Origin of the sequence: Companilactobacillus mishanensis, assembly GCF_003946505.1 — a bacterium.
Taxonomy (GTDB): Bacteria; Bacillota; Bacilli; order Lactobacillales; family Lactobacillaceae; genus Companilactobacillus; species Companilactobacillus mishanensis.
Genome location: NZ_RHON01000005.1, coordinates 63,087 through 87,763, shown reverse-complemented (window position 1 = coordinate 87,763; position 24,677 = coordinate 63,087). Strand labels below are relative to the sequence as shown.

31 protein-coding genes, 1 other RNA gene and 1 other annotated feature are annotated in these 24,677 nt (G+C 37.0%); of the genes, 28 read left to right on the top strand and 4 right to left on the bottom strand.

The window, feature by feature from the left end; translation table 11 throughout:
* Positions 1–45 precede the first annotated feature (45 nt).
* From EKM63_RS07030 to EKM63_RS07015, 4 genes are all read right to left on the bottom strand, one after another.
* A complete protein-coding gene (locus EKM63_RS07030) occupies positions 46–2,481 on the bottom strand; it encodes a Xaa-Pro dipeptidyl-peptidase (protein ID WP_125705122.1) in 2,436 nt (811 codons plus the stop codon).
* A gap of 96 nt (positions 2,482–2,577) precedes the next feature.
* Positions 2,578–3,921, bottom strand: coding sequence for a C1 family peptidase (locus EKM63_RS07025; protein WP_125705120.1), 1,344 nt, complete (start codon positions 3,919–3,921; stop codon positions 2,578–2,580).
* Between the two features lie 22 nt (positions 3,922–3,943).
* Positions 3,944–4,633 (bottom strand): ribose-5-phosphate isomerase RpiA, encoded by a 690-nt coding sequence (gene rpiA / locus EKM63_RS07020; protein WP_125705118.1) that lies wholly within the window; start codon positions 4,631–4,633, stop codon positions 3,944–3,946.
* Entirely contained in the window at positions 4,634–4,969 is a 336-nt protein-coding gene (locus EKM63_RS07015) for a GNAT family N-acetyltransferase (RefSeq protein WP_125705116.1), read from the bottom strand. It lies immediately after the preceding gene.
* Between the two features lie 141 nt (positions 4,970–5,110).
* Between EKM63_RS07015 and EKM63_RS07010 the strand changes: the two genes are divergently transcribed.
* The 28 genes from EKM63_RS07010 (at position 5,111) to rsmI (ending at position 24,676) form a co-directional block, all read left to right on the top strand.
* Positions 5,111–5,656, top strand: coding sequence for a dCTP deaminase/dUTPase family protein (locus EKM63_RS07010; protein WP_125705114.1), 546 nt, complete (start codon positions 5,111–5,113; stop codon positions 5,654–5,656).
* A gap of 31 nt (positions 5,657–5,687) precedes the next feature.
* On the top strand, positions 5,688–7,055 hold the full coding sequence (gene radA / locus EKM63_RS07005) for a DNA repair protein RadA (protein WP_125705112.1): 1,368 nt from the start codon (positions 5,688–5,690) through the stop codon (positions 7,053–7,055).
* Between the two features lie 12 nt (positions 7,056–7,067).
* Positions 7,068–8,267 carry a PIN/TRAM domain-containing protein gene (locus EKM63_RS07000; protein ID WP_125705110.1) on the top strand — a complete coding sequence of 400 codons (1,200 nt, stop codon included), beginning with the start codon at positions 7,068–7,070 and terminating at the stop codon, positions 8,265–8,267.
* On the top strand, positions 8,245–9,741 hold the full coding sequence (gltX, locus tag EKM63_RS06995) for a glutamate--tRNA ligase (protein WP_125705108.1): 1,497 nt from the start codon (positions 8,245–8,247) through the stop codon (positions 9,739–9,741). The genes EKM63_RS07000 and gltX overlap by 23 nt, the downstream gene beginning before the upstream one ends.
* Before the next feature lie 84 nt (positions 9,742–9,825).
* Entirely contained in the window at positions 9,826–11,232 is a 1,407-nt protein-coding gene (gene cysS, locus EKM63_RS06990) for a cysteine--tRNA ligase (protein ID WP_125705106.1), read from the top strand.
* Positions 11,225–11,629, top strand: coding sequence for a Mini-ribonuclease 3 (locus EKM63_RS06985; protein ID WP_125705104.1), 405 nt, complete (start codon positions 11,225–11,227; stop codon positions 11,627–11,629). Before cysS ends, EKM63_RS06985 begins: the two co-directional genes overlap by 8 nt.
* Complete coding sequence (gene rlmB / locus EKM63_RS06980) at positions 11,619–12,383, top strand: 23S rRNA (guanosine(2251)-2'-O)-methyltransferase RlmB (protein ID WP_125705102.1); 765 nt, start codon at positions 11,619–11,621, stop codon at positions 12,381–12,383. Before EKM63_RS06985 ends, rlmB begins: the two co-directional genes overlap by 11 nt.
* Positions 12,384–12,515: 132 nt before the next feature.
* A complete protein-coding gene (locus EKM63_RS06975; RefSeq protein ID WP_125705100.1) occupies positions 12,516–13,088 on the top strand; it encodes a sigma-70 RNA polymerase sigma factor region 4 domain-containing protein in 573 nt (190 codons plus the stop codon).
* A gap of 95 nt (positions 13,089–13,183) precedes the next feature.
* Entirely contained in the window at positions 13,184–13,333 is a 150-nt protein-coding gene (gene rpmG / locus EKM63_RS06970; RefSeq protein ID WP_010624856.1) for a 50S ribosomal protein L33, read from the top strand.
* Between the two features lie 13 nt (positions 13,334–13,346).
* Positions 13,347–13,532 (top strand): preprotein translocase subunit SecE, encoded by a 186-nt coding sequence (secE, locus tag EKM63_RS06965; protein WP_125705098.1) that lies wholly within the window; start codon positions 13,347–13,349, stop codon positions 13,530–13,532.
* A gap of 99 nt (positions 13,533–13,631) precedes the next feature.
* Positions 13,632–14,177 carry a transcription termination/antitermination protein NusG gene (nusG, locus tag EKM63_RS06960; protein ID WP_125705096.1) on the top strand — a complete coding sequence of 182 codons (546 nt, stop codon included), beginning with the start codon at positions 13,632–13,634 and terminating at the stop codon, positions 14,175–14,177.
* Between the two features lie 124 nt (positions 14,178–14,301).
* Positions 14,302–14,727 carry a 50S ribosomal protein L11 gene (gene rplK, locus EKM63_RS06955; protein WP_125705095.1) on the top strand — a complete coding sequence of 142 codons (426 nt, stop codon included), beginning with the start codon at positions 14,302–14,304 and terminating at the stop codon, positions 14,725–14,727.
* Between the two features lie 96 nt (positions 14,728–14,823).
* Positions 14,824–15,504, top strand: coding sequence for a 50S ribosomal protein L1 (gene rplA, locus EKM63_RS06950; protein WP_125705093.1), 681 nt, complete (start codon positions 14,824–14,826; stop codon positions 15,502–15,504).
* A gap of 33 nt (positions 15,505–15,537) precedes the next feature.
* Positions 15,538–15,656: a sequence feature (ribosomal protein L10 leader region), on the top strand.
* Positions 15,657–15,704: 48 nt separating this feature from the next.
* The gene (gene rplJ / locus EKM63_RS06945) at positions 15,705–16,211 is read left to right on the top strand and encodes a 50S ribosomal protein L10 (protein ID WP_125705091.1); all 507 of its coding nucleotides are present in this window, start codon (positions 15,705–15,707) and stop codon (positions 16,209–16,211) included.
* Positions 16,212–16,253: 42 nt separating this feature from the next.
* A complete protein-coding gene (gene rplL / locus EKM63_RS06940; protein WP_125705089.1) occupies positions 16,254–16,622 on the top strand; it encodes a 50S ribosomal protein L7/L12 in 369 nt (122 codons plus the stop codon).
* A 67-nt stretch (positions 16,623–16,689) separates the two neighbouring features.
* Positions 16,690–17,295, top strand: a complete 606-nt coding sequence (locus EKM63_RS06935) for a class I SAM-dependent methyltransferase (protein WP_125705087.1) — start codon at positions 16,690–16,692, stop codon at positions 17,293–17,295.
* A 23-nt stretch (positions 17,296–17,318) separates the two neighbouring features.
* A complete protein-coding gene (locus EKM63_RS06930; protein ID WP_125705085.1) occupies positions 17,319–17,636 on the top strand; it encodes a hypothetical protein in 318 nt (105 codons plus the stop codon).
* Positions 17,637–17,639: 3 nt separating this feature from the next.
* A complete protein-coding gene (locus EKM63_RS06925; RefSeq protein ID WP_164504924.1) occupies positions 17,640–18,116 on the top strand; it encodes a nucleoside deaminase in 477 nt (158 codons plus the stop codon).
* 36 nt (positions 18,117–18,152) lie between these two features.
* Positions 18,153–18,253, top strand: an RNA gene (ffs, locus tag EKM63_RS06920) — signal recognition particle sRNA small type.
* Positions 18,254–18,380: 127 nt separating this feature from the next.
* The gene (gene dnaX, locus EKM63_RS06915) at positions 18,381–20,108 is read left to right on the top strand and encodes a DNA polymerase III subunit gamma/tau (RefSeq protein WP_125705083.1); all 1,728 of its coding nucleotides are present in this window, start codon (positions 18,381–18,383) and stop codon (positions 20,106–20,108) included.
* Positions 20,109–20,120: 12 nt separating this feature from the next.
* Positions 20,121–20,465: a YbaB/EbfC family nucleoid-associated protein gene (locus tag EKM63_RS06910; protein ID WP_125705081.1), complete on the top strand. Its 345-nt coding sequence runs from the start codon at positions 20,121–20,123 to the stop codon at positions 20,463–20,465.
* Between the two features lies 1 nt (position 20,466).
* Complete coding sequence (recR, locus tag EKM63_RS06905) at positions 20,467–21,066, top strand: recombination mediator RecR (RefSeq protein ID WP_125705079.1); 600 nt, start codon at positions 20,467–20,469, stop codon at positions 21,064–21,066.
* Position 21,067: 1 nt separating this feature from the next.
* Complete coding sequence (locus EKM63_RS06900; RefSeq protein WP_125705077.1) at positions 21,068–21,355, top strand: YaaL family protein; 288 nt, start codon at positions 21,068–21,070, stop codon at positions 21,353–21,355.
* Positions 21,356–21,493: 138 nt separating this feature from the next.
* On the top strand, positions 21,494–22,144 hold the full coding sequence (tmk, locus tag EKM63_RS06895; protein WP_125705075.1) for a dTMP kinase: 651 nt from the start codon (positions 21,494–21,496) through the stop codon (positions 22,142–22,144).
* Positions 22,145–22,146: 2 nt separating this feature from the next.
* Complete coding sequence (locus EKM63_RS06890) at positions 22,147–22,467, top strand: cyclic-di-AMP receptor (protein WP_125705074.1); 321 nt, start codon at positions 22,147–22,149, stop codon at positions 22,465–22,467.
* A gap of 1 nt (position 22,468) precedes the next feature.
* The gene (locus tag EKM63_RS06885) at positions 22,469–23,422 is read left to right on the top strand and encodes a DNA polymerase III subunit delta' (protein ID WP_125705072.1); all 954 of its coding nucleotides are present in this window, start codon (positions 22,469–22,471) and stop codon (positions 23,420–23,422) included.
* Between the two features lie 11 nt (positions 23,423–23,433).
* Positions 23,434–23,787, top strand: a complete 354-nt coding sequence (locus tag EKM63_RS06880; RefSeq protein ID WP_125705070.1) for a DNA replication initiation control protein YabA — start codon at positions 23,434–23,436, stop codon at positions 23,785–23,787.
* 16 nt (positions 23,788–23,803) lie between these two features.
* The gene (gene rsmI, locus EKM63_RS06875) at positions 23,804–24,676 is read left to right on the top strand and encodes a 16S rRNA (cytidine(1402)-2'-O)-methyltransferase (protein WP_125705068.1); all 873 of its coding nucleotides are present in this window, start codon (positions 23,804–23,806) and stop codon (positions 24,674–24,676) included.
* Position 24,677 lies beyond the last annotated feature (1 nt).

Here is a 24,677-nt window from a genome sequence, read left to right as displayed (position 1 = left end):
TATGTAATTAATTTGATGACATTATATGAAATAATGTTTTAAATTTTATTTGTGAATTGGCACTATCAAAGATGAATAATTCATGTCGATCGTGTAATTTATATCCTGATTTCCACGGACTGTCATGCCAAAGTCAGTCGCGTAAACAACTAGACCTAACTGATGACCAGCTTGAAGCTTGTAGAAAGTAGGTTGAAGTTCTACCGAGATATCGTAGAACTCATTTGGCGATAAACTTTCCGCATGAAAATTATTTTCACGATTTTGCAGATTGATATGCCCTTTGGTGATCATTTTGCTATCAGTTGATTTGGTGTTTAACTCGAATTCCCGTAAGTCATCTTCACGCCAATCATAAGTCTCAGCCAAGCCTTTTGCTTTCAAAATGCTTGGAGAAATATTGAATCTTTTGCTTGTACCATAGTCGACCAGCTGAAAGCTCAATAAACCGACGTTCGCACTTGAAGAAACACGTAAATTAAGTTTCGCTACACCATCCAACAGTGCTTCGTTATTTAACTTTTCAGTTTTAAAAATCACACGATTATTTTGAATAGGTGACTTTTGATCACTGAGAAGATCATTTTGCCACTTATCGATATTTTGGCAATAATTGTTAAAACTTAAATCAGGTAGCTTATCACTAAATGAAATTTTTTCAATTGCAGGTGTTTTTTCGGAAGACAAAGTATTTTTGTTCAGGTAATAATTCATTGTCGGATTCTTTATTGAACTCCAGTTTGAATATGAATGCCATGATTCTGTTTTAACATTATCTTGGACGATCACGTTTGGCAAAATATTTTCAGCATCATTGTCGACGCCAAGTAATTCGTGAGTTAACCATAGATTAACAATGTCAGTGTAATCGATTGATCTGAATGCATTTATATAAATATGTTGTCCTTGATGAAGAATGATTTTTTTGGAAACATTAAGATTTTGGACTCCTTGCCACAATTTTTCGACATTACGTGGTTTAACATTCCAATCGTTAAGTCCATGTACCAACAAGAGGTCAGCTTTAATATTTTTGATGTTCTTACGATAATTTCGGGCATCCCAAAATGTATTGTAATCACCAGTATCACGATCTTGGCCTTTAGTTATATCAGTGAGTTTTTGTTCCCAAGTATCTTTGATTCGATTGAAATCTCCTGCTTGAAGTCGGCGACTGAAGGTCTCTTCAGCAAGTACGTCAGCGTCTTCACCGGGAAATCCTCCTGGAGCGATGACAAGGCCACCATCACGATAGTAGTCATACCAGCTCGAAATTGCTGCCTCACTGATGACAGTTTTCAAACCAGTTACACCTGTAGTGGCAGCTGCTGTAGCAAGGGTACCTAAGTAAGATCGACCAGTCATAGCGACAGATTTGTTAGACCACCAGGCATTTATTTGGATGTTGTCAATTTTGTTTGTAAATGCGACTCGACTTCCGGCCAACCATTCAATTATGGAAATCGTTGATGTGGTTTCTTCAGGATCGCCAGTTGTTCTGACACCGTCCGAATCTTTAGTTCCGATACCGGCTGCATAGACGACAGCAAATCCACGAGCTAGAAAATAATCATTTAACGTATATGATTGCTCACGGGAAAATGTTTCGTCAGCCTTATCAGTTTCCCCAGAAATTTTACGAGCTGAAGGTAAGTTTTTTGTTTCCGCATGATACTCAATATCTTTATATTCATTATCATCGGCAACTTTAACTTTGAGTGGCACGTTGACATTGTGCATAAGTTTTTCGCCAGTCTCGTCATTCGTTCCCTGATTGTAAGGACTAGCTGTGTATAATATAGGAACTTTTAGACCAGATTCAGTTTCAGCTGGTCGTAAAATTTCAGCTTTAAGCAAGTCTAATTTGCCGTCATTGTCAGTATCTTGTGGAGATTCAACGTAGACAACTTCTCTGATCAATTTATGTGGATCAAATACAGGTAAAGTTTTGCCATTAAATAATAGTGGCTTTTTGACAGTTTCGTCATCGTAGAAGCTAACGAAATATCCATTGGCAGCTAATTGGTCAATGAAAGTTTGTCCTTCTTTGTTATGAGTGGCTAATAGCCAATACCAAGCAGATTTTAATTCATCGAGATTGAAACTGTCGGTAGAGTGGTCAGCAATTTTCAATTGAATCTTGTTCATAGCTGTAAGAGTGTCATTTAGCTGGAAATCTAATTCTGGCTGAAATCCCAATAATTGCAATGCGACATTATAAAAGGCCGTCACTGAGACAACCTTTTGATTATTGATATATGTTTGGAGATTTTGTTCTGAAGTTGCCATTATATTTTGCAGCTTTTGAGAAAAGACACTATCTGATTTTGCGGAAAGAAAACTTAATTTTAAGAATGATATCCACAATGATAGTGGGTCATTCAGATTGTCATTGGTGTCGTTCAAAAAACGGACATCATGCAGTTCAACTAATTGTGTTTCATAATTTGTTGGCTTGATTGCAAATTGATTGTTACGCATAAAAAGCCCTCCCTAAATTCAATAATTCCAATTATAGACTTTTGTGAATGAAATTTGGGCAAAAAAAATCTCTGAGAAGTCTCAGAGATTAATTAATTATGCTAATGCACCCATTGGATCCCATGGAGCTAGTACTTTAGGATCTTTAGATTCTGTTTCAAAGGTTGATTTCAAGCTATCACTAAGGTTCTTCTTGTTGATAACTAGTTGATAAACATATTCGTCAAACCAAGAATCACTCATAACGAAGTAACCTTTTTTACCAACTTTTTCTCCCCATGAATTTTCGACTTTCCATTTTGTAGGTTTGCCGTTGTCATCCAAGTCAACACCAGTAATAACCATGGCGTGAGTCATCATACTTTCGATATAATCCAATCGTTGTGCCTTGGTCATTGCAAGATCAGTATTGAATAATCCTTCAAGATCATAGATGTTTGTATCCATGATTCCTAACTTACGGTCGGAACTTTGACCAACATCACTACCGAACCAAACGGCCTCGCCTGATTGTAATTGTTTTACGGCAAGTGATTTGAAGTCGTTAATGTCCAGATTCAAGTGACGTACTTGACGTCCACCAACAACATTACCCAATAATTCAACAGTGTAAACATGGTTATAAGGCTTGTCATCAGTTGGAGCATTGATTGTTGAAATATAGTTGTCTAGATCCCAGCCAACATATTTCTTGAAAAATTCTTGTGGTGTAATACCAGATTCTTTATGGTATTTTTTATCATCATCACGGTAGGCCCAGCTAAATTTTGTAGGTGGTTCGCCAACTGTGTAAACCAAAATCTTGTATATTTCACTTAACATTTCATCTTTTTGGCGTTGGATATCTTCATCAGATTCTCCATCGCTAACTAATTTACGAAGAGTGATGGCATTCTTACGTAATTTAGTATTAAGAACAGTATTCAATTCAGATGAATTAGTTCTGCTTGCAGTGTCAGGCATCACGCTCTTAGGAACAACGCCATATTTTTGAACAAGTGCCATGATCATATCCCATTGACCACCATCTTGTTGAGGTGTTGTCATCAAGAAGTCGACTTTGCGGTCGCCAACTGGAAGGGCGGCAGTGTTAATAACATTTTCATAGAAGAAATTAGATTTTTCTAACTTATCCCAGAACAGCATGTAAGCTTCTGAAAGTTCAAATCCTTTGATTTTAAATTTGTCTTGCAAGGGATGTCTCATAGTGTTTAATGCGGCAAATACCCAGCAAAGTCCAGATTGTTTTTGATCGGAAACTGAACCAGTTTCAAGCTCAACAGAGAAAGTTGGATCCATTGCAATTTTTGAATCTAATGTCTCACTTGATTTGTAAATTCCATTATTTGTAACAGCATTTTTGATTGCAGCAGAACCTGGTGTTTTCTCGAATGCATTTTGAAAATCTGATAGTTCTTTTGAAGTGATTTCCTTAGTCATAAATTACTCTCCCTTTATTTGATTATCTGATATTATCGATTACTTTTGGACCATCATCGTAACCAACAACCACAGTATTAACTATATCAAGAAATAGACCGTGCGCAACTATTCCAACTTGGTGATCTAACCAGTCAGCAAGGATATGTGGGTGTTCGATAACACCATTTTTAAGATCAATAATATAGTTCTTATTATGTGTAAGGACACGTTTGCCGTTTTCATCGAGACGGAATTCAGGCATTAAATTTTCTTTCTTTAAGTCGTCAAAAGTCTTTTGGCAACCAAAAGGTATAACTTCGATTGGAAGGGGAAAACTACCAAGTTGATCAGTCATTTTAGATTGGTCAACGATCCAAAGATTCTTGTGTGAATTAGTAGCTACCATCTTTTCGAGAAGGTGAGCAGCACCGCCACCCTTGATACCTTGGAAGTTTTTATCAATTTGGTCAGCTCCATCGATTGTTAGATCAATGTGGTCAACTTCATTCAAGTCTTTCATTGGAATGCCAAGGCATTCTGCTTGTTTTTGTGAGCGTGAAGATGTTGATACACCAACGATATTTTTGATTTCTCCGGCTTGGTAACGACGACCAAGTTCCTCGATCATATAATAAACGGTTGAACCTGTTCCCAATCCTACTATTGAGTCACTTTGGATAAAATCGACTGATTTAACACCTACAGCTTTTTTCAATTCATCTTGATTCAATTATTTGTCCTCCTTGTCGGCTTCTTCTTTTTTGGCTAATTCTTTGTCTAAAAGTTCTTGATAATTGTCAGCTAATAAATATCTGATTTCAGGTCGCTTGTCGAAATTAGCTTTGGCATATTCGCAAACGGGAACTATTTTAAGATTTTCTTTTTCGGCATATTCAAGCATTGCTGTTAAAAGTTTTCCAGCTAATCCTTGGCCACCGTATTTTTTGTCAACGAAAGTATGGTCGATTGAAATAACACCCTCTTTAATAGGAGTAAATGTGATTTCACCAACGAATTCCTCGCCATCATTAATATAGAAACGATGTTCCTCTTGTTTTATTTCCATGGAACGCCTCCTGTGTATTAATATATTTATCTTAATCTTAATCTTACATTAATAAGCTGTGAAAGTCAGTGTTATACATAGTTTTATCATAGGTTAAATGATATTATTTTAAATAGTTACGACAGAAAAGGAGCTATTATTTTGCCAAAAAAACGTGGATTTGAAATTGTAGAAAAATATCAAGATAAAAACATCAATTTACCAGTTCGTCAAACAAAGAATGCTGCTGGGTATGATATCGAAAGTGCAGAAGATTTTGTTGTTCCATCAATGTGGAAATTTGGAGTGCTAAATGCTATCAAGTTTTTGTTGAGTAAGGGTAAAATAGATGACGCAAAATTGGATGAAGTCCAGAAATCTATCAAACCGGTTTTAGTCCCAACAGGTGTCAAAGCTTATATGCAAGATGATGAAGTTCTGATCATTTCTAGTCGATCAAGTAATCCATTGAAGCGTGGATTGTCGATCCCAAATGGTATTGGAGTTGTCGACGCTGACTATTACAATAACGAAGGAAATGAGGGAGAACTATTTATTCAATTAGTTAACTTTTTCCCTAAAGATATGCATATCAAGAAGGGTGAACGTTTGGCCCAAGGAATTTTTCTAAAATATTTAACTACTGATGATGATCAAGGTGGCCTCAAGGAACGTCAAGGTGGCTTCGGTTCTTCTGGTGTTAAATAATCTGTTTTAAGTGAAAAGAGGATTTAATTAAGTGGCAAAAGCAAAAAGTAAGTTTGTGTGTCAAAATTGCGGCTACGTTTCTCCCAAGTATTTGGGGCGTTGTCCAAACTGTGGTTCATGGAATCAAATGGTTGAGGAAGTTGAACGAGTTGAATCAGCTAAAGCCACACCAAGTCGTAGAACCAGTGACTTGGAATCTCGCCCAGTTAAATTAGATAGTGTTGCTTTTGAAAAAGAACCTCGAATCAAAACCGAATTATCTGAACTTAACCGTGTCCTTGGCGGAGGAATCGTTCCAGGCTCATTAATTCTTATTGGTGGGGATCCCGGAATTGGTAAATCTACTTTGCTATTACAAGTCTCAGGACAACTCCAAAAGTTTGAAGGTAAAGTACTATATGTTTCTGGTGAAGAAAGTGCCTCACAGATAAAAATGAGAGCCGATCGACTAGGTATCAGTGGGGATAATCTTTATGTTTATCCTCAAACAGATATGAGTTATATTCGTCAAACTATTGATGAAATAAAACCTGATTATTTGATTATCGATTCGGTCCAAACTATGGATGAACCAGAGATATCTTCTGCTGTTGGTAGTGTTTCGCAAATTAGAGAAGTTACAGCTGAATTGATGAATATTGCCAAGCAACAAAATATTACTGTATTCGTTGTTGGCCATGTAACAAAAGGTGGAGCCATTGCGGGTCCAAAGGTACTGGAACACATGGTAGATACAGTGCTATATTTTGAAGGGGATACTCATCACAGCTATCGTATTTTGCGTTCAGTCAAGAACCGTTTTGGTTCAACTAATGAGATAGGTATTTTTGAAATGCAGACAAAGGGATTGGTCGAAGTCGCCAATCCTTCCGAGATTTTTCTTGAAGAACGTCTAAAAGATACTAATGGTTCTGCCGTTGTTGTATCTATGGAAGGAACTCGACCAATTCTGGTTGAAATTCAATCTTTGATCACACCAACAGTTTTCGGAAATGCTAAGAGAACTGCGACGGGACTGGATCACAATCGTGTATCGGTTATTATGGCGGTTCTTGAAAAACGTGGTAATCTAATGTTGCAGAACCAGGATGCTTATTTGAAGTCGACTGGTGGTGTGAAATTGGATGAACCTGCGATTGATTTAGCATTGGCCATGTCGATTGCTTCAAGTTATAAAAATATTGGAATATCTGCAACCGATTGTTTTGTTGGTGAAGTAGGCTTAACAGGTGAGATCAGACGAGTAAATCGAATTGATCAACGTGTGAATGAAGCTGAAAAACTTGGTTTTCAAAGAATATTTATTCCTAAAAACAACATTGGTGACTGGGCTAAGAAATCTAAGATTCAAATTATTGGTGTAAGTACGATTTCTGAAGCAATGAGTAAAGTATTTTAAAGGAGGTTTTACATGCGCAAATTTTTAGTTAATGTTATTTTCGCGCTGATTGGTGTTGCTGTTGGTATTACAGTCTTACCGTATCTGTGGCGTGCAACTGGCATAGCAAATATTCACTTGGTTAACAATGGCTATGTGGACGGACTTACTGGCGGTCTTATTTTTTATTTTTTCTCATTTCCATTCGTCCAGCCTATTACCAATCTGAATTCTAGAATTGAAAAGAGTCTTGGTTCAAGGTCTCCAGGATATATTATCTTTGGAGCTGTGTTCTTGATTGGAGGCTTGATCTTAGCGAATATCATTTCGATTCCATTTTATATGATGTCAACTTTGACATTTAATACCATAATTCCACTTATCTTAATGATTATTTTTGGATTTATTGGATTTAGAATCGGAACGACGAGAAGAAATGATTGGAAGAGTTTTTCATTAACGAAACATTCTAAGAATTCTGACAAATTAGGTTCTGATGGACAAATTATTGAACGTGAAACAAAGAAAGATTTTTATCCTTATAAGATACTTGATACTTCTGTTATTATAGATGGTCGTGTTCATCAACTTGCTCAAACAGGATTTTTGGAAGGTAAAATGATGATTCCAGATTTCGTTGTTCATGAACTTCAATTGATATCTGACTCAAGTGACAATCAGAAACGTGAACGTGGTCGTCGTGGTTTAGATATTTTGAATGAAATGAAAATGGATCAAACTATCAAATATGAAACTACCACTAGAGATTATGACAATATTCCTGAGGTCGATAATAAATTGATCAAATTGGCTAAGGAAATTGGTGGTGCAGTTTTAACAAATGATTATAATTTAAATAAGGTAAGTGAATTTCAAAACGTTGAAGTTTTAAATATCAATGAACTAGCAAAAGTTTTGAAACCGATGGTTTTGCCAGGAGAATCAATGACTGTTAAAGTTATAAAAGAAGGTACCGAGCGAGAACAAGGTGTGGCATACTTGGAAGATGGGACAATGGTTGTTGTTGAGGAAGGTAAATTCTTCATTAATAAGTCATTGGACGTTATCGTTACAAGTGCATTGCAGACCGACGCTGGTAAAATGATTTTCGCAAAACCAAAGCATTCATTTAACGGTATCCAAGCCAACAATCCTAAGGGATCTGCTGACAATAAAGGGACTACAAAGAACAAAAGGGGAGAACGTAAAAGTGGCAAACAAGGCAGACAATAAAATTCGTGTGAGATACGCACCAAGTCCAACAGGACATTTACATATAGGTAACGCAAGAACTGCAATTTTTAATTATCTATTTGCACGCGCTCATAAGGGAACATTCGTTATTCGTATCGAAGATACTGATACAAAGAGAAATGTTGAAGGCGGCGAAAAGAGTCAACTTGAAAACCTTAAATGGTTGGGTGTTGACTGGGATGAAGGTCCTGATGTAGGTGGAGATTATGGTCCATATCGTCAGTCTGAACGTAAGGAAATTTATCAAAAGTATATCCAAGAATTGCTTGATAAAGGTTTAGCTTACGAATCATATACAACTGAAGAAGAGCTTACAAAGATGCGTGAGGATCAAGAAGCACGCGGTGTAATGCCTCATTACGAATATGAATTTGCTGGAATGAGTGAAGAAGAAAAAGCTCAAAAGATCCAAGCTGCAAAAGATGCTGGTTTAACTCCTGTTGTTCGTATTCATGTACCAGTTGGCAAGACATATGAATGGGATGATATCGTAAAGGGTAAAGTCTCAATTGCTGCTGATACACTTGGTGGAGACTGGGTCATCCAAAAACGTGATGGTATGCCAACATACAACTTTGCTGTTGTAGTTGATGACCACTTAATGGAGATCAGTCATGTTCTTCGTGGTGATGATCACGTTGCTAATACTCCAAAACAAATCATGATTTATGATGCACTTGGCTGGGAAGCACCAAAATTCGGTCACATGACATTGATCATCAATACTGAAACTGGTAAGAAACTAAGTAAACGTGATGAGTCAGTTCTACAATTCATCGAACAATATCGTGAATTAGGTTATTTGCCAGAAGCTATGTTTAACTTCATTACATTGCTAGGTTGGTCACCAGTCGGTGAAGAAGAATTATTTACTCGCAAACAATTTATCAAGATTTTCGATGAAACTCGTTTGAGTAAATCACCAGCTAAATTTGATCAAAAGAAGCTTGAATGGGTCAACAACCAATATGTTAAGAATGCTGACGTTAGTGAAATAACTGATTTGGCACTCGAAAACCTTATCGTTGCAAAACACGTTCAAGAAAACCCTGATACAGATACGATCCAATGGGTAAGACACTTGGTAGAATTATATATGCCACAAATGAGTTTTACTCAACAAATCGTTGAATTATCAGATGTATTCTTCAATCAACCAGATGTATTGACTGATGATGAACAAAAAGAGCTTGAAGATGATGATGCACGTAAAGCAATCGAAGACTTACGTGGTAAGTTAGCCGATCTTAAACGCTTTACAGCAACTCAAATCATGGCTGCTATTCAAGGTGTTCGTGCAGATACTGGCGTTAAGGGTAGAAAACTTTACATGCCAGCTAGAATTGCTACAACACGTACAATGCATGGCCCAGCTATAGCTGAAGCAATCGAATTATTCGGTCGTGACCAAGCATTGAAGAATATTGATAAGACATTAGAACAAATGAAATAATTAGTGCTAAGATATTTAGTACAAATAAGAGGTTGAAGGAAAACATTGTTTTGCCTCAACCTCTTTTCTTATAGGTGATAATATATGCTGAAAATTTTTAATACGTACACACGAGAAAAAGAAGAATTTAAAACTATTCAACCTGATCAAGTAAATATGTATGTCTGTGGACCAACAGTTTACAATTATATCCATATTGGAAATGGCCGTTCGATCGTGGCTTTTGACACAATCAGACGTTATTTGGAATACATAGGATATAAAGTTAAGTTCGTATCCAATTTTACTGACGTTGACGATAAAATGATAAAAGAGGCTGCTAAGGAAAACATCACAGTTCCCGAAGTTGCTGATAAATTTATTGCGGCCTTTTTTGAAGATATCGAACAATTAAATGTTCAGCGTGCGACCGTTAATCCTAGAGCCACTGATAATATCCCTGAGATAATTGACTTTATTAAAGTACTTATCGAAAAAGGATATGCTTATGAATCTCAAGGGGATGTCTTTTACCGTGCTCGTAAGTTTAAGAATTATGGTAAGTTGTCGGGCATGGATATTGATCAGTTAGTCCAAGGGGCAAGTGAACATATCGGTGAAGCTGAGTTCGATAAGAAGCAAGATCCGATTGATTTTGCACTTTGGAAAAAAGCTAAACCAGGTGAGATCAATTGGGATTCTCCTTGGGGTAAAGGACGTCCAGGTTGGCATATTGAATGTTCTGTTATGTCTACAAAGTATTTGGGTGAAAATTTCGATATTCATGGTGGCGGACAAGATTTGGAATTTCCACATCACGAAAACGAAATTGCTCAAAGCGAAGCCGAAACTGGCAAAAAATTTGTTAATTATTGGATGCACAATGGTTTTGTTACTGTTGAGAATAACGAAAAAATGAGTAAATCATTAGGTAATTTCGTAACGGTTCATGATTTGGTAAAGACGACTGATCCTCAAGTTCTGCGTTTCTTCCTATCGTCGACCCACTATCGTCGTCCCTTGGAATACACGAAGGGTAACCTCGAGCGAGCTGCAGATAACCTCGATAAAATAAAAACTGCCTATAACAATTTGAACTTTAGAATTGATGGTGCTAATGGTGAGGCTGACAAGGATGTTGAATCACAAGTAAATAAAATCGTTGCTGGATTTAAAGAGGCGATGGATGATGATTTTAATGTTCAAAATGGTTTAACAAGCATCTTTGAATTGGTTAGTTTAGCTAATAATTACAGTTCGAAGGAATCTGTAAATAAAGATAATGCCGAATATATTTTGAAAAATATTGCCGAATTAGGTGGTATTTTGGGTATAAAATTTGATAATGATCAATCATTATCGGACGAGATTCAAGCAATGGTCGACCAACGTGATCAAGCACGTGCTGACAAGGATTTTGCGACAAGCGATAGTTTACGAGACAAATTAAAAGATATGGGAGTTATCCTTGAAGATACTCCACAGGGAACACGGTGGCATATAGATGGTTAAAATAGAACAATTGAATGGCGTCACTCTTGCTTATTTGGGGGATGCTGTTTATGAGGTATATATTCGTGAACATTTGCTGAACCTGAATATTACCAAAGTTAATGAATTACAGAAACGGGCAACACATTATGTTTCAGCAAAGGCTCAAGCTTCATTAATAAATCTCATGACAGAAGAAGATCTATTATCTGATGATGAGTTGAGAATTTATAAGAATGGACGAAATGCCAAGAAATATACCAAAGCTAAGAATACGAGTGTCGTCACTTATCATATGTCGACTGGGTTCGAAGCATTGATGGGATATTTAGAAATTTCAGGAAACAAAGAAAGACTTGAAGAATTAGTTAAGTACTGTATAGAAAAAGTTGAGGCGGGTGAGACAGATGCAAAATAATTCAAACTTAGATGAAAGTGAATTGGTTTATGGTCATCATTCAGTGATGGAGTTGCTGAAATCACCAACCGCCAATCAGCGTGTTAACAAAGTATTGGTCCAAAAAGGACTAACAAGTGAGCATATTGGTGAAGTTGTTAAGATTGCTAAACGTGATCGTTTAATAGTTCAAGATGTGCCGAAGAGTAAGCTGGATTCCATAACCGATGGTGGAAATCATCAAGGGATGGCAGCATATATTGCACCATATAAATATGCTGAACTAGAGGATATTTTTAAAAGTGCTGAAGCAAAAGGTACAGATCCATTTATCTTGATTCTTGATAAGATCGAAGATCCACATAATTTGGGATCAATTTTACGTACAGCTGACGCTGTTGGTGTCGACGGTATCATTATTCCAAAACATCGTTCATCAGGATTAACATCAGTTGTTGCTAAAACTTCAACCGGAGCTATCGAACATGTTCCGGTTGTCCGTGTGACTAATTTAGTCAATACGATCAATGACTTGAAGAAACGTAACGTCTGGATCTTTGGGACAGCCATGGAAGGCGATAACTATCGTGAATGGAATGCCAAAGGTGCAATTGCATTAGTTATCGGTAACGAAGGTAAAGGAGTTTCACCACTTGTTCAAAAACAAGTTGATCAAACACTTAATATTCCAATGGTCGGACACGTTCAAAGTTTGAATGCTAGTGTCGCAACAGGGATACTTTTGTATCAAGCTTATGCTTCAAGAAATGCATAATTTATAATATTTTATAAGCCGTTAACTAAAAATGTTAACGGCTTTTTTGTAAACAGACGTTCGGTTATATTAGTGATTTTCTCATGGTACTTTATAAAAGGAAGCGTGTAATCAATAAGAATGGATATCTTAATGATAAACACTAATGAACTATCGATGATTCAACTCGTAAGAGAGAATGATGACTCGGCTGCTTTACAATCTTTAATGAAAAAATATCGACCGATCGTAGATAATTTTTACAAGATATACTGGATCGAAGGCTATGATCGTAACGATTGGTATCAAGAAGCTTATATAGTTTGTCACCAAACTTGTAAGATTTACGACGGTGATCATGGTTCTAAATTTGCAAACTTCTTCAAAATGCGTTTCAATAATCACATCGTGTCGATAATACGTGCGCAAAGAGCAATCAAAAGACGTGCTAATTCTGAAACTCAGTCGTTTGAATCAATCATGGAAAAGAATGAGAATATGTTTGAATTTCTTACTCGTCCGGCACCTAAGATGCTGGATATCGTTACTCATGTTGAAACGATAATTTCTGAGTTGAGTGATTTAGAATTGATTGCTTTTCGAGTGATACTCGGAGAAACTACTGTCGAGGATGCGTGCCTTCGCCAACAATGCGATATTGGAAAGTTACTTAGAGCATCGAGTAGGTGTAAAAATAAAATTAGACGTCAATTGACACAGAAGTAGTTTTTTCAAATTCTAATGGACTTTCTTATATCAAAACGATACAATTATAAAGACAAAAACCGTGCTAGATATACGGAAGATTGTGGTGAAACTATATGGGACTAAGAAAAGTTGCCTTAGCATGCAGCGTTTGCGGATCACGTAATTATACAATTACAGAGAACCCAAACCGTACAGAACGACTAGAAGTAAAGAAGTTTTGTAAGCATTGCGGCAAACATACTTTGCATAAAGAAACGCGTTAATTTGGAGGACTAAATGAGACTATTTAGATTTTTTGGCAGTGTTAGAAAAGAAATGAAATTGGTTGTATGGCCTACATTCAAAGAAAATAGAAGAGATACGTGGACTGTTATCATGACTTCACTTATCTACGCTATCTTCTTTGCATTGATCGACTGGGGACTAGTTTCAATTCTTCAACACTTCTTCATGGGTAAATAAAATTGTAATCATCAGAGAAATCTGATACTATTTTAACCAAGAGAAAAACTTCGAATTTATTTCGAGGTTTTTTTATTTTGACATTTTTTGGAGGAAATTATGGCTGAAGCTGGCGAAAAACAATGGTTCGTATTGCATACTTATTCAGGATACGAAAATAAAGTTAAAGAGAACTTGGAATCTCGTGCACAATCAATGGGTATGGAAGATTATATCTTCCGTGCTGTTGTTCCTGAAGACGAAGAAACAGAAGTAAAGAATGGTAAAAAGAAAACTGAGATGAAGAAAACATTCCCAGGATATGTATTAGTTGAAATGGTAATGACTGATGAATCATGGTTTATCGTTCGTAATACACCTGGTGTTACAGGATTTGTCGGCAGTCACGGTTCAGGTAGTAAACCTGCACCACTATTACCAGAAGAAATTGATCACATCTTGCATGACTTAGGTATCAGTACTCGTCAACACGATACTGACTTCACAGTTGGAGAAACAGTAACTATCATCGATGGTGCTTTCTCAAAAATGAGTGGTAAAGTCACAGAAGTCGATTCAGAACATATGAAATTAAAAGTTGAAGTTGACATGTTTGGTCGTATGACTAACGCCGAAGTTGACTTTGATGACGTTGATAAGAATTAAAATAAATTGTTATTGATATAGTTGCTAGGCCGTGCTACACTATTACGGTATGTTTTACATACATGTGGGAGAGAAAATATACATTCTCATCATGACCACATCACGGACAAAGGAGGTATGTTTCGTGGCTAAAAAAGTTGCTAACATCGTTAAATTACAAATACCTGCTGGTCAGGCTACTCCAGCTCCACCAGTTGGTCCTGCTTTAGGACAAGCCGGTATCAATATCGTTGCATTCACTAAGGATTTCAATGCACGTACACAAGATCAACAAGGAATGATTATTCCCGTTGTAATCTCAGTTTATGAAGATCGTTCATTCGATTTCGTTACTAAGACTCCACCAGCTGCTGTTCTATTGAAGAAAGCTGCTGGTGTTGATAGTGGCTCTGGCGAACCTAACACAAAGAAGGTTGCTACTGTTACATCAGAGCAAGTTCGCGGAATTGCTGAAACCAAGATGAAAGACCTAAACGCTGCTAGTGTTGAATCTGCTATGCGTATGGTCGCTGGTACTGCAAGAAGTATGGGCTTCGAAGTTAAAGACTAGTCTTAACTTTTACACAGTTTACAGGGATGTGAAAGCATTCTTAACAAGTGGGAGGGGAAATTCCCCAATGGACCACAAAGCAAGGAGGAACTTAGCATGGCTAAGCATGGAAAAAAATATATGGACGCAGTCAAGGACTTAGATAAGTCAAAGACTTATTCTGCCGAAGAAGCTGCTGAATTACTTAAGAAAATTGATTACGCAAAATTCGATTCAACTATCGAAGTTGCTATTAACTTGGATGTAGATCCAAAACAAGCTGACCAACAAATTCGTGGTGCTCTTGTACTACCAAATGGTACAGGTAAAACTCAAAAGGTTATCGTGTTCGCAGAAGGTGCTCAAGCTAAACAAGCTGAAGAAGCCGGCGCAGACCTAGTAGGTTCAGATGATCTTGTTGAAAAAATCCAAGATGGTTGGTTAGACTTTGACGTTGCTGTTGCTACACCACCTATGATGGCTAAGGTTGGACGTTTAGGTAGAGTTCTTGGACCTAAAGGTTTAATGCCTAACCCTAAGACTGGTACAGTTACAATGGACGTTACAAAGGCTGTTAATGATATCAAAGCTGGACAAGTTGCATACCGTGTTGACTCAAATGGTTTGATTCATGCACCAATCGGTAAAGCATCATTCGATACAAAGAAGCTTGCAGAAAACTTCGATTCATTCTACGAAGCAATCTTGAAGGCTCGCCCAGCATCATTAAAGGGTGCATACATTGTTAGTGTTAATATGACATCAACATTTGGCCCTGGCCTTAAGATTAATGCTTAATCTTATTGACTAATAACCAAAATGATGATAAATTACAATAGTTGATTTCTACCGAAGACTCAGGTGACTTATGTCTTAATATCCTGCCGAGGCCAGAAGATTGTTAAATAATCTCTGTGCTCATTCGGGTACAGAGATTTTATTTTATAGCCTATTAATCGTAGAGTTAACTAAAATAATTATGGAGGTGAAACGTAAATATGAAGCAAGAGAAATTAGACGCAAAACAAGCACAAGTTGATGCAGTCGTTGAAAACTTGAAGAACGCAAAATCAGTTGTTGTTGTTGACTACTTAGGTTTAACAGTTGAAGAAGCAACTAACATGCGTGCTGAACTACGTGAGCAAGGTGCTCACATGGAAGTTGTCAAGAATACAATCTTGAGACGTGCTGCTGATGCTGCTGGTATCGAAGGAATTGAAGACTTATTCGTAGGTCCTACAGCTATTGCCTTTTCTGAAGAAGATCCAGTTGCTCCAGCTAAAGTTGCTGCTAAATATGCCAAAGATGTTGAAGCCGTTGAAATTAAAGGTGGAATGATCGAAGGCAAAGTTGCTACTCTTGAACAAATTCAAGATCTTGCAACATTACCATCAAGAGATGGATTACTATCTATGTTGGTATCTGTATTACAAGCTCCTGTTCGTGACTTTGCTCTTACTGTTAAAGCAATTGCAGATAAGAAAGATGACGAACCAGCTGCTTAATTATTAAATAAAAATATAAAACTCAATTTGGAGGAAATCAAAATGGCTTTAGATACACAAGCAATTATCGACCAATTAAAAGATGCATCAATCCTTGAACTAAACGATTTAGTTAAGGCAATCGAAGAAGAATTTGACGTTACAGCTGCTGCTCCAGTTGCTGCTGCAGGTGCTGCTGGTGGCGACGCCGGTGCCGAAAAAGATTCATTCGACGTTGAATTAACAGAAGCAGGACAAGAAAAAGTTAAGGTTATCAAGGAAGTTCGTGGTATCACAGGACTTGGCTTGAAAGACTCAAAAGACTTAGTTGATGGCGCACCTAAGGTTATCAAAGAAGGCGTTGCTAAAGCTGACGCTGACGAAATGAAGACAAAACTTGAAGCTGTTGGCGCAACAGTTACATTGAAATAATTAACTTATGTTAAAATTAATCCTCGAAAGAGGATTTTTTTTTACCCTCAAATGGAAAGGGATAATTATGGCAAATCAATATTTTGAAAACCAAGAAAATCTTGAACATGAATTAAAAACATTTGATTTCGATTTAAAAGGAAATAATTTGAAATTCACTTCCGATAGTGGAGTGTTTTCACGTCAGACAATTGATTATGGGTCAAGAGTATTAATTGATGCCATCGATTTTTCAAACGTGCCACAGGGCAATATTTTGGATGTTGGCTGTGGTTATGGACCAATAGGACTGTCATTAGCTAAGAATCAACCCAAACGACAAGTTGTAATGACAGATGTTAACTTGCGGGCAATGGATCTCGCAAAAAAGAACGCTGATGCCAACAAGATAACTAATGCGACAATATTTGAATCTGATGCCTATGAGAATATTGATGAGCAATTTGCTTTGATAGTTTCAAATCCGCCAGTACGTGCTGGAAAGTCAGTTGTATCCAGTATCATAGCTGAAGCAAAGAACTATTTGGTTCCAAATGGAGAACTCTGGATCGTCTTGCAGAAAAAGCAGGGTGCACCATCTGCTAAGAAATTGATGGATCTAACATATGAAAATGTTGAAGTTGTAACTCGAGATAAAGGGTATTATATTCTTAGAAGTAAGCTATATAATTAATTTAATATATCGGGGGTACTGTTATGGATAAGAAAACATTGATTGGATTAGGATTGTCAGTTGCCACAGCTGGAGTTGGAGTCTTGTTGATTGCTGGTTTTAAAACAGTCAGAAAGTTTAAAATCAAACGAGAACGCAAACAGCTAAAACGTTATGTAAAGAAATATCTTAAAGGTGACGAAAAGATAATGTCTATCGTTGATAACTTATCTAACTTTCAAATTCGTATTTTATTTAAAATAATAGAAAAAGGCCGCGAGAAAGCCGAAAGCATTACTCTACCTGACATTAAGTTGCCAGCTGGACTAGAAGAAAAACTTTCAGCTATTGTGGATAATTAATTTATGATTTTTTCAGAACAAGAAATACATGATTTTATGGGACAGGCTATTAAGCAGGCGGAAATCGCCAAATCTCATGCAGAGGTTCCAATTGGTTGTGTTATTGTGGATAATCAAACTTCAGAGATTATCGCCACTGGATTCAATGAACGTGAGGAGACCCAGAATGCAATCAAGCATGCTGAAATAATTGCAATCGAAGCTGCCTGTTCGAAAGTAGGTAGTTGGAGATTAGAACATACTAGTTTATTTGTAACGCTTGAGCCTTGCCCAATGTGTGCGGGTGCTATCATTAATAGTCGAATCGAAGAAGTTTATTTTGGGGCCTTTGATCCCAAAGCTGGGTCAGTTGGATCAATCAATAATTTGTTGGCTGAGACTAGATACAATCATCAACCTGACTTCTTGGGTGGTGTTCGTGAGGATGAGACTGCAGATCTTTTGAGAAATTTCTTTCGAGAAATCCGCCGTAAAAAGTAGCATAAATAGATTATTTATAGTAAGATAGTTATTGCCGAAAGGCCTTAGGGCAATGGTGCTCTTACGAATCGTGTCAGGTTCGGAAGAAAGCAGCACTAAGTAAGTTGCAACATGTGCCTTTTGTTATGCATATAAGCCTCCTAATCAATTTTGATTAGGAGTTTTTTTTATCCAAAAGTAAATTTTTTTAACAAAGTAAATGAGCAGGGTAAGACCTATATTTGTGGTAAAATTTAATATATTAAACAACTGATAGGAGAAAGTATGGCATATCAAGCATTATACCGGGTATGGCGTCCCCAAACGTTTGCAGATGTTGTGGGTCAAGATGTAATTACACAGACTTTACGTAATGCTGTTGCCAGCAAAATGACCAGCCATGCGTACTTGTTCAGTGGACCACGAGGCACAGGTAAAACGTCATGTGCGAAGATTTTGGCGAAAGCAGTCAACTGTTTAAACCCTCACGACGGAGAACCATGTAATGAGTGTGAGATCTGTAAAGCCGCAAACGAGAATCGCCTGAACGATGTTATCGAGATCGATGCTGCTTCCAACAACGGAGTCGAGGAGATCCGTGACATCCGAGATAAAGTAAAATATGCACCAACTGAAGCAAAGTTTAAAGTTTATATCATTGATGAAGTTCATATGCTTTCACAAGGTGCTTTCAATGCACTACTTAAAACTTTGGAAGAACCACCAGAAAATGTAATGTTCATTTTAGCAACAACTGAACCACAAAAAATTCCAGCTACAATTATTTCGAGAACTCAAAGTTTTACCTTCAAACGTATTTCTAAAGATGACTTATTGGCTAGAATGGAATTGATATTAAAAGATAAGAATATCAAGTATGACGAAGAAGGATTAAATATCATTGCTGCATCCGCTGAAGGTGGAATGCGTGATGCCTTGAGTATCTTGGATCAAGCTCTATCGTTTGGTAAAGATGAATTGACATTGAATAATGCCCAAGAAGTTACTGGTGCTTTGAGTAACGAACAAATAGTTTCTTATATGACGGCGATAGCTAATAATAAACCAGCTGATGCATTGACTAGTTTGTACAAGATTTTGGCCAGTGGTAGATCAGCCATCAGATTTACAGAAATGATTATCAGAGTTTGTCGTAATATGATTTTGTACAACTCAAATACCGATTTGAGCAAACAAATGGATAGTTCGATCATGACTCAAGATATGTTGGATATTTCTCAAAAATTCGACAACGATAAGTTATTTTATATAGTCGATCAGGTAAGTAATACACAAAGAAACTTGAAGAATTCCAATCAAACAGATGTTTATATGGAAATATTGACGGTTAAAATCAGTGAACCACAAGTATCATCAGTACAAAGTGGACAGCCTGAAATTGCTGCTACGGTTGCTACCGATGATGGTAAAGTTGTTGAACTAACAGATGAAGTTGCTCAACTCAAAAAAGAAATATCTAATATTTCAAAAAATGGAGTAGCAAACGTCTCTAATGGTCCTGCACCTGTTAAAACTGAGAAAAAGGTCAATAAGAAGACTCATCTAAACAAAACTGCGATTTACAAAGTTCTTGGTCAAGCTACCCGAGAAGATTTAAACAATGCCAAGGATATTTGGCCAGATGTAATGAGTATGCTATCAGTCACTCAGCGGGCAATGATGCGGGTATCAGAACCAGTTGCAGCATGCGCTGATGGAATCGTGATGGCCTTTGATTATCCAATGTGGTTTGAACAAGCACAGGAAGATCAAGATTTGTTGGATTCATTGACTAATGATGTATCACGACTTTTGAAACATGATTGTCAGATAGTCATGGTTCCAAAAGATGAATGGCCTACGATTAGAAAAGAATACATTAATAACAATAATGTTGATTTAGATAACAAAGACGATGTAAAATCTGAACCAAAGGCAAAAAAAACTGACGAGGCCGTTGATGAAGCGGTAAAATTGTTTGGTGAAGATGCTGTAGACGTAAAAGACGACTAGGAGGAAACAATTATGAGTAAGGGACCTAACTTTGGTGCAATGGGTGGAAATATGGCTAACATTATGCGTGAAGCCCAAAAAATGCAACAACAAGTAAAAGAAGCACAAGATGAAATCAAGAATACAGAATATGAAGGACATGCTGCCGGTGACCTTGTAACTCTTAAAATGAACGGTGAAAGAAAAGTTACAGATTTGAAGATTGCTGACAAGCTTATCGATCCAGACGATCCAGATACATTACAAGATATGGTCATCATGGCTATCAACGATGCCAATGACAAAATGTTGGAAGATCAAAAGAGTAAAATGGGTCAATACGCTAGTGGTTTAGGCGGCATGGATGGGTTAATGTAGAATGAACTATCCTGAACCAATTACCAAACTGATCGATAGTTATATGCTGCTACCTGGTATTGGTCGTAAGACTGCAACCAGAATGGCATTTTATACATTAACTATGGATAAAGATGATGTACAAGAATTCTCTGAAAACCTATTATCTGCAAAGAATGATTTACGATCATGTTCAATTTGTGGAAATATAACCACTGAGGAAACTTGTTCGATCTGTCGCGACGAGAGCCGTGATCAGTCGACGATTTTAGTAGTAGAACAGCCAAAGGATATTATGGCAATTGATGATATGAACGGATACGATGGACTTTATCATGTTCTTGGTGGTGTTTTATCACCTGTAGATGGAGTAGGCCCTGAAAATCTCAACATCAAATTATTACTTAATCGACTTCGAGATAACAGTGCAGTTAAAGAACTTATTATTGCCACGAATGCAACTCCTGATGGAGAGGCAACTGCGCAGTACCTGGCAAAATTAGTTAAACCTGCTGGAATTAAAGTAACTCGTCTTGCACATGGATTAGCTGTTGGATCTGATATTGAATACGCTGATGGAATGACTTTGAAGAGTGCAGTACAAGGACGCCGGGAGATTTAATATGTTTGGAAGAAAAAAAGTAAACGTAAAGAAAACTGAAGACAATCGTCTTCTGGACGACATTAGTGCAGTCCAATCTCGCGCAAATAATATGCAAAAATTAGTCGACAACTCACTAGAAGTTTCTGACGAGACTCGTATTAAGTTAAAGTTGGAAATGGTGAAATATCAATTTCTTTATCTAGAAGCTCGTCGTCGTAGCACGAAAGCACGAGAGACTACTAATATTATTTTTAGCGATGAAGATACTTTCTTAAATCAACCAAGTACAGCTGAGAAGCATTGGTAAAATAAAAGTTTTATAAGTGTCAAATGATGAAGAGATCGGTCAATAACCTTTCTCTTTTTTATTAGAGTCAGAACCGATATTCTTTTGTTTTATCAGTTATTCAAGTAAAATAGTATTAATTAATTAGGAGATATTATAATGCCAGGAATATTTATATCGTTCGAAGGTCCAGATGGTGCAGGTAAGACAACTGCCTTGCAAAACTTGGTTCCATTGTTAAAAGCTTGCACAGATGAAGAATTAGTAGTGTCCAGAGAACCTGGTGGCAGTCCGATATCTGAGAAGATCAGAAAGATAATTCTTGATATCACTGATGACCATATGGATGACCGAACTGAAGCATTATTATATGCGGCTGCTCGTCGTCAACACTTGATAGATGTTATTTTACCGGCTTTGAACGATGGTAAAATCATGCTAACTGATCGCTTTGTAGATAGTTCAGTTGCCTATCAAGGTGGTGGACGTGAAATCGGTATGGATGAAGTTGCTAAAATCAATGATTTTGCAATCGATGGTCATTTACCTGACTTGACGATTTATTTCGATGTTACACCAGAAGTTGGTTTAGCAAGAATCAGAAAAGATCATGAAGAAGCAATGGATCGATTAGAGCAAGCTTCGATAGATTTTCATAAGCGTGTCCATGAATCATATCTCAAATTAGTTAAAGATAATCCACAGCGTATCGTCAGCATCGATGCTAGTCAGGATCCTGACATGGTAGTAGCTGATGCACTTGCTGTTATCCAGAAGCGTTTTCCAGACGTGTTTAATGGAGGTAATTAATCATGAAAGTTATTTTAGCAATCGTACAAGACAAAGATAGTCAACAGCTTCAAACTAAGCTAGTCAAAGATGGATTCAGATTTACTCGACTTCCATCAACAGGTGGATTTCTTAAATCAGGTAATTCAACCTTTATTATTGGTGTTGAAGATGACCAAATAGATGGTGCCTTAGAAGTAATCAAGAAGGCTTGCCATACTAGAACTCAATATGTGACTTCGTCATTTGTACTTCCGGAAACTGGTATCGGTGATCCAGTTGAGGTCCAAGTCGGTGGAGCAACATGCTTCATTTTGCCAGTCGACAAATTTGTGAGATTTTAATATGGAAGATATAACACAAGAACAACCTAAGATCGTCGCGGAATTTCAAAAGATAATTCAAGCGGGGATGCTTAGTCATGCCTATCTTATTGATGACGCTTCGTCCCAAATTAGAAATCAGATGGCCATTTGGTTGGCACAGAGTCAGTTTTGTGAAAATCTACAAGATGGTGTTCCTGATCAAACTTGTCAGGCTTGTAAAACAATAGCAATGGGGGATAATCCCGATGTATTACAAGTGACAACTGACAAGCAAAGCATTGGTGTCGATGATATCAAGTATTTCAAAAAAGAAGCCAATATGACTGCTACTCAGGGTAATCGTAGGATTCTGATCATCAATGAAGCTGAGAAAATGACCAGTGCAGCCAGCAATAATTTATTGAAGACGATCGAAGAACCTGAAGGCAATTTGATGATGATATTACTCTGTAATTCGTCAAAACAAGTTTTGCCAACGATTCAATCACGTGTTCAGATTTTCCACTTGTCGAATAAAAGTAATACTGACGAAATTAATGATTTAGAAGCTGAGGGCTACAAAGAAAGTTTTGCAAAAACAGCCTTAGAAATTTCAGATATCAAAAATCTTTTAACAATGCCAGGGGATAATTATTTGTCGTTACAAACGGCGATATCCACGTGGTTGAGACAGTGTAATAATGCTCAAATGGATAGTTTCATAGATATACAAACAGATATAATGCCTATGATAGAGAATAAAAATCATCAGCAAATATTTTTTGATATGATGAATCAAATTTTTAGTGATATATTATCCATTAGGTATCAAATAAAGGATCCAGTTTTGATAAAAGAAGATGTCTTGTCCAAAAAGACAATTCCCGAAATCGTCGATTTTTCAGATTATTTATTCAAAGCTGAAGAAATGTGGAAAAGCAACGTATCATTTCAGTCCATCTTAGAAGACATGTCATTAAAATATGTTAGTTAGTAGGTGAAAATATGGCAGAAAATGATTTATATGATGAGTTTGATAAAATTACCAATCAATTAGTTAGTTTAAGTTCTCAAATGGTCAAGCTTCGTGAGCAATTTTCCAGGACTCTCGAAGAAAATGAAGAATTAAAAATGGAAAATCAAAACTTGCGTAAACACTTGGATAAAGAGGACAATGCAGGCAAAGATTTTGAAGATCATAATTTGCCAAGTTCACGATTAAATTTGGAAAAATTATACGAAAAAGGGTTTCATGTGTGCCAACAATTTTATGGATCACACCGTAAGAACAATGAAGAATGTGTCTTCTGTCTTGGTGTTATTTATGGTCGTGGACATGCAAAAGAAAATAAAGCATAGTAAGGGAGCAATTTGAATGAAAGAACAAAAGAGTTTTGTTGATAATTCGAAGGGGTCTCTTTTTTTAGTGCCTACACCGATCGGTAATCTGAATGATATGACTTATCGAGCAGTTCAGACGTTACAGGATGTGGATTTAGTTGCAGCGGAAGATACTCGGAATTCTCGTAATTTGCTCAAACACTTTGATATTTCTACTGAGTTGATAAGTTTTCATGAACATAACACGGCTCAACGAATTCCTGAATTAGTAGAAAAAATGAATCAAGGAACTGATATTGCACAAATTAGTGATGCAGGAACTCCTTCTATTAGTGATCCGGGCAAGGAGTTAGTCAAAGCAGCAATTGAAGCTGGAATCTCAGTTGTCCCATTGCCTGGAGCTACTGCATCCACAACTGCGTTGATTGCTTCCGGTATTGAGCCACAACCGTTTTACTTTTATGGATTTTTACCTAGAAAAGGTAAGGAACGGACTGAAGCTTTGACTAATTTGGCAAATAGGGATGAAACGACGATCGTATATGAATCTCCCTATCGAGTCCAAAAAACTATTTCTGATTTGAAGGAATACTTTGGTGGATGTCGAAAAATTGCCTTGGCGCGTGAACTGACTAAGTTGCATGAGGCATTTTTGCGAGGAACACTGGACCAGGTCATTGATTATTACGCAGAAAACGAACCTAAGGGTGAATATGTTTTGGTAATAGCCGGAAAGCCAGAACAAGAAGTTGAAGTTATGACCGATAATGAATTAGTTAAAGCAGTCGATCGTCTGATCGAAGCTGGAAATAAACCTAATAAAGCTATAAAAGAAGTCGCAACACAAAATGATTTGAAGAAACAAACAGTTTACAATTTGTATCATAATATTGAGGGAGACAAATAAT

Coding starts and splice junctions, on each gene's coding strand:
- EKM63_RS07030 (WP_125705122.1), bottom strand. CDS start 2,481: ATGCGTAACAATCAATTTGCAATCAAGCCAACAAATTATGAAACACAA.
- EKM63_RS07025 (WP_125705120.1), bottom strand. CDS start 3,921: ATGACTAAGGAAATCACTTCAAAAGAACTATCAGATTTTCAAAATGCA.
- EKM63_RS07015 (WP_125705116.1), bottom strand. CDS start 4,969: ATGGAAATAAAACAAGAGGAACATCGTTTCTATATTAATGATGGCGAG.
- EKM63_RS07000 (WP_125705110.1), top strand. CDS start 7,068: ATGCGCAAATTTTTAGTTAATGTTATTTTCGCGCTGATTGGTGTTGCT.
- cysS (WP_125705106.1), top strand. CDS start 9,826: ATGCTGAAAATTTTTAATACGTACACACGAGAAAAAGAAGAATTTAAA.
- EKM63_RS06985 (WP_125705104.1), top strand. CDS start 11,225: ATGGTTAAAATAGAACAATTGAATGGCGTCACTCTTGCTTATTTGGGG.
- rlmB (WP_125705102.1), top strand. CDS start 11,619: ATGCAAAATAATTCAAACTTAGATGAAAGTGAATTGGTTTATGGTCAT.
- EKM63_RS06975 (WP_125705100.1), top strand. CDS start 12,516: ATGATAAACACTAATGAACTATCGATGATTCAACTCGTAAGAGAGAAT.
- rpmG (WP_010624856.1), top strand. CDS start 13,184: ATGGGACTAAGAAAAGTTGCCTTAGCATGCAGCGTTTGCGGATCACGT.
- secE (WP_125705098.1), top strand. CDS start 13,347: ATGAGACTATTTAGATTTTTTGGCAGTGTTAGAAAAGAAATGAAATTG.
- nusG (WP_125705096.1), top strand. CDS start 13,632: ATGGCTGAAGCTGGCGAAAAACAATGGTTCGTATTGCATACTTATTCA.
- rplA (WP_125705093.1), top strand. CDS start 14,824: ATGGCTAAGCATGGAAAAAAATATATGGACGCAGTCAAGGACTTAGAT.
- rplJ (WP_125705091.1), top strand. CDS start 15,705: ATGAAGCAAGAGAAATTAGACGCAAAACAAGCACAAGTTGATGCAGTC.
- rplL (WP_125705089.1), top strand. CDS start 16,254: ATGGCTTTAGATACACAAGCAATTATCGACCAATTAAAAGATGCATCA.
- EKM63_RS06935 (WP_125705087.1), top strand. CDS start 16,690: ATGGCAAATCAATATTTTGAAAACCAAGAAAATCTTGAACATGAATTA.
- EKM63_RS06930 (WP_125705085.1), top strand. CDS start 17,319: ATGGATAAGAAAACATTGATTGGATTAGGATTGTCAGTTGCCACAGCT.
- EKM63_RS06925 (WP_164504924.1), top strand. CDS start 17,640: ATGATTTTTTCAGAACAAGAAATACATGATTTTATGGGACAGGCTATT.
- dnaX (WP_125705083.1), top strand. CDS start 18,381: ATGGCATATCAAGCATTATACCGGGTATGGCGTCCCCAAACGTTTGCA.
- EKM63_RS06910 (WP_125705081.1), top strand. CDS start 20,121: ATGAGTAAGGGACCTAACTTTGGTGCAATGGGTGGAAATATGGCTAAC.
- recR (WP_125705079.1), top strand. CDS start 20,467: ATGAACTATCCTGAACCAATTACCAAACTGATCGATAGTTATATGCTG.
- EKM63_RS06900 (WP_125705077.1), top strand. CDS start 21,068: ATGTTTGGAAGAAAAAAAGTAAACGTAAAGAAAACTGAAGACAATCGT.
- tmk (WP_125705075.1), top strand. CDS start 21,494: ATGCCAGGAATATTTATATCGTTCGAAGGTCCAGATGGTGCAGGTAAG.
- EKM63_RS06890 (WP_125705074.1), top strand. CDS start 22,147: ATGAAAGTTATTTTAGCAATCGTACAAGACAAAGATAGTCAACAGCTT.
- EKM63_RS06885 (WP_125705072.1), top strand. CDS start 22,469: ATGGAAGATATAACACAAGAACAACCTAAGATCGTCGCGGAATTTCAA.
- EKM63_RS06880 (WP_125705070.1), top strand. CDS start 23,434: ATGGCAGAAAATGATTTATATGATGAGTTTGATAAAATTACCAATCAA.
- rsmI (WP_125705068.1), top strand. CDS start 23,804: ATGAAAGAACAAAAGAGTTTTGTTGATAATTCGAAGGGGTCTCTTTTT.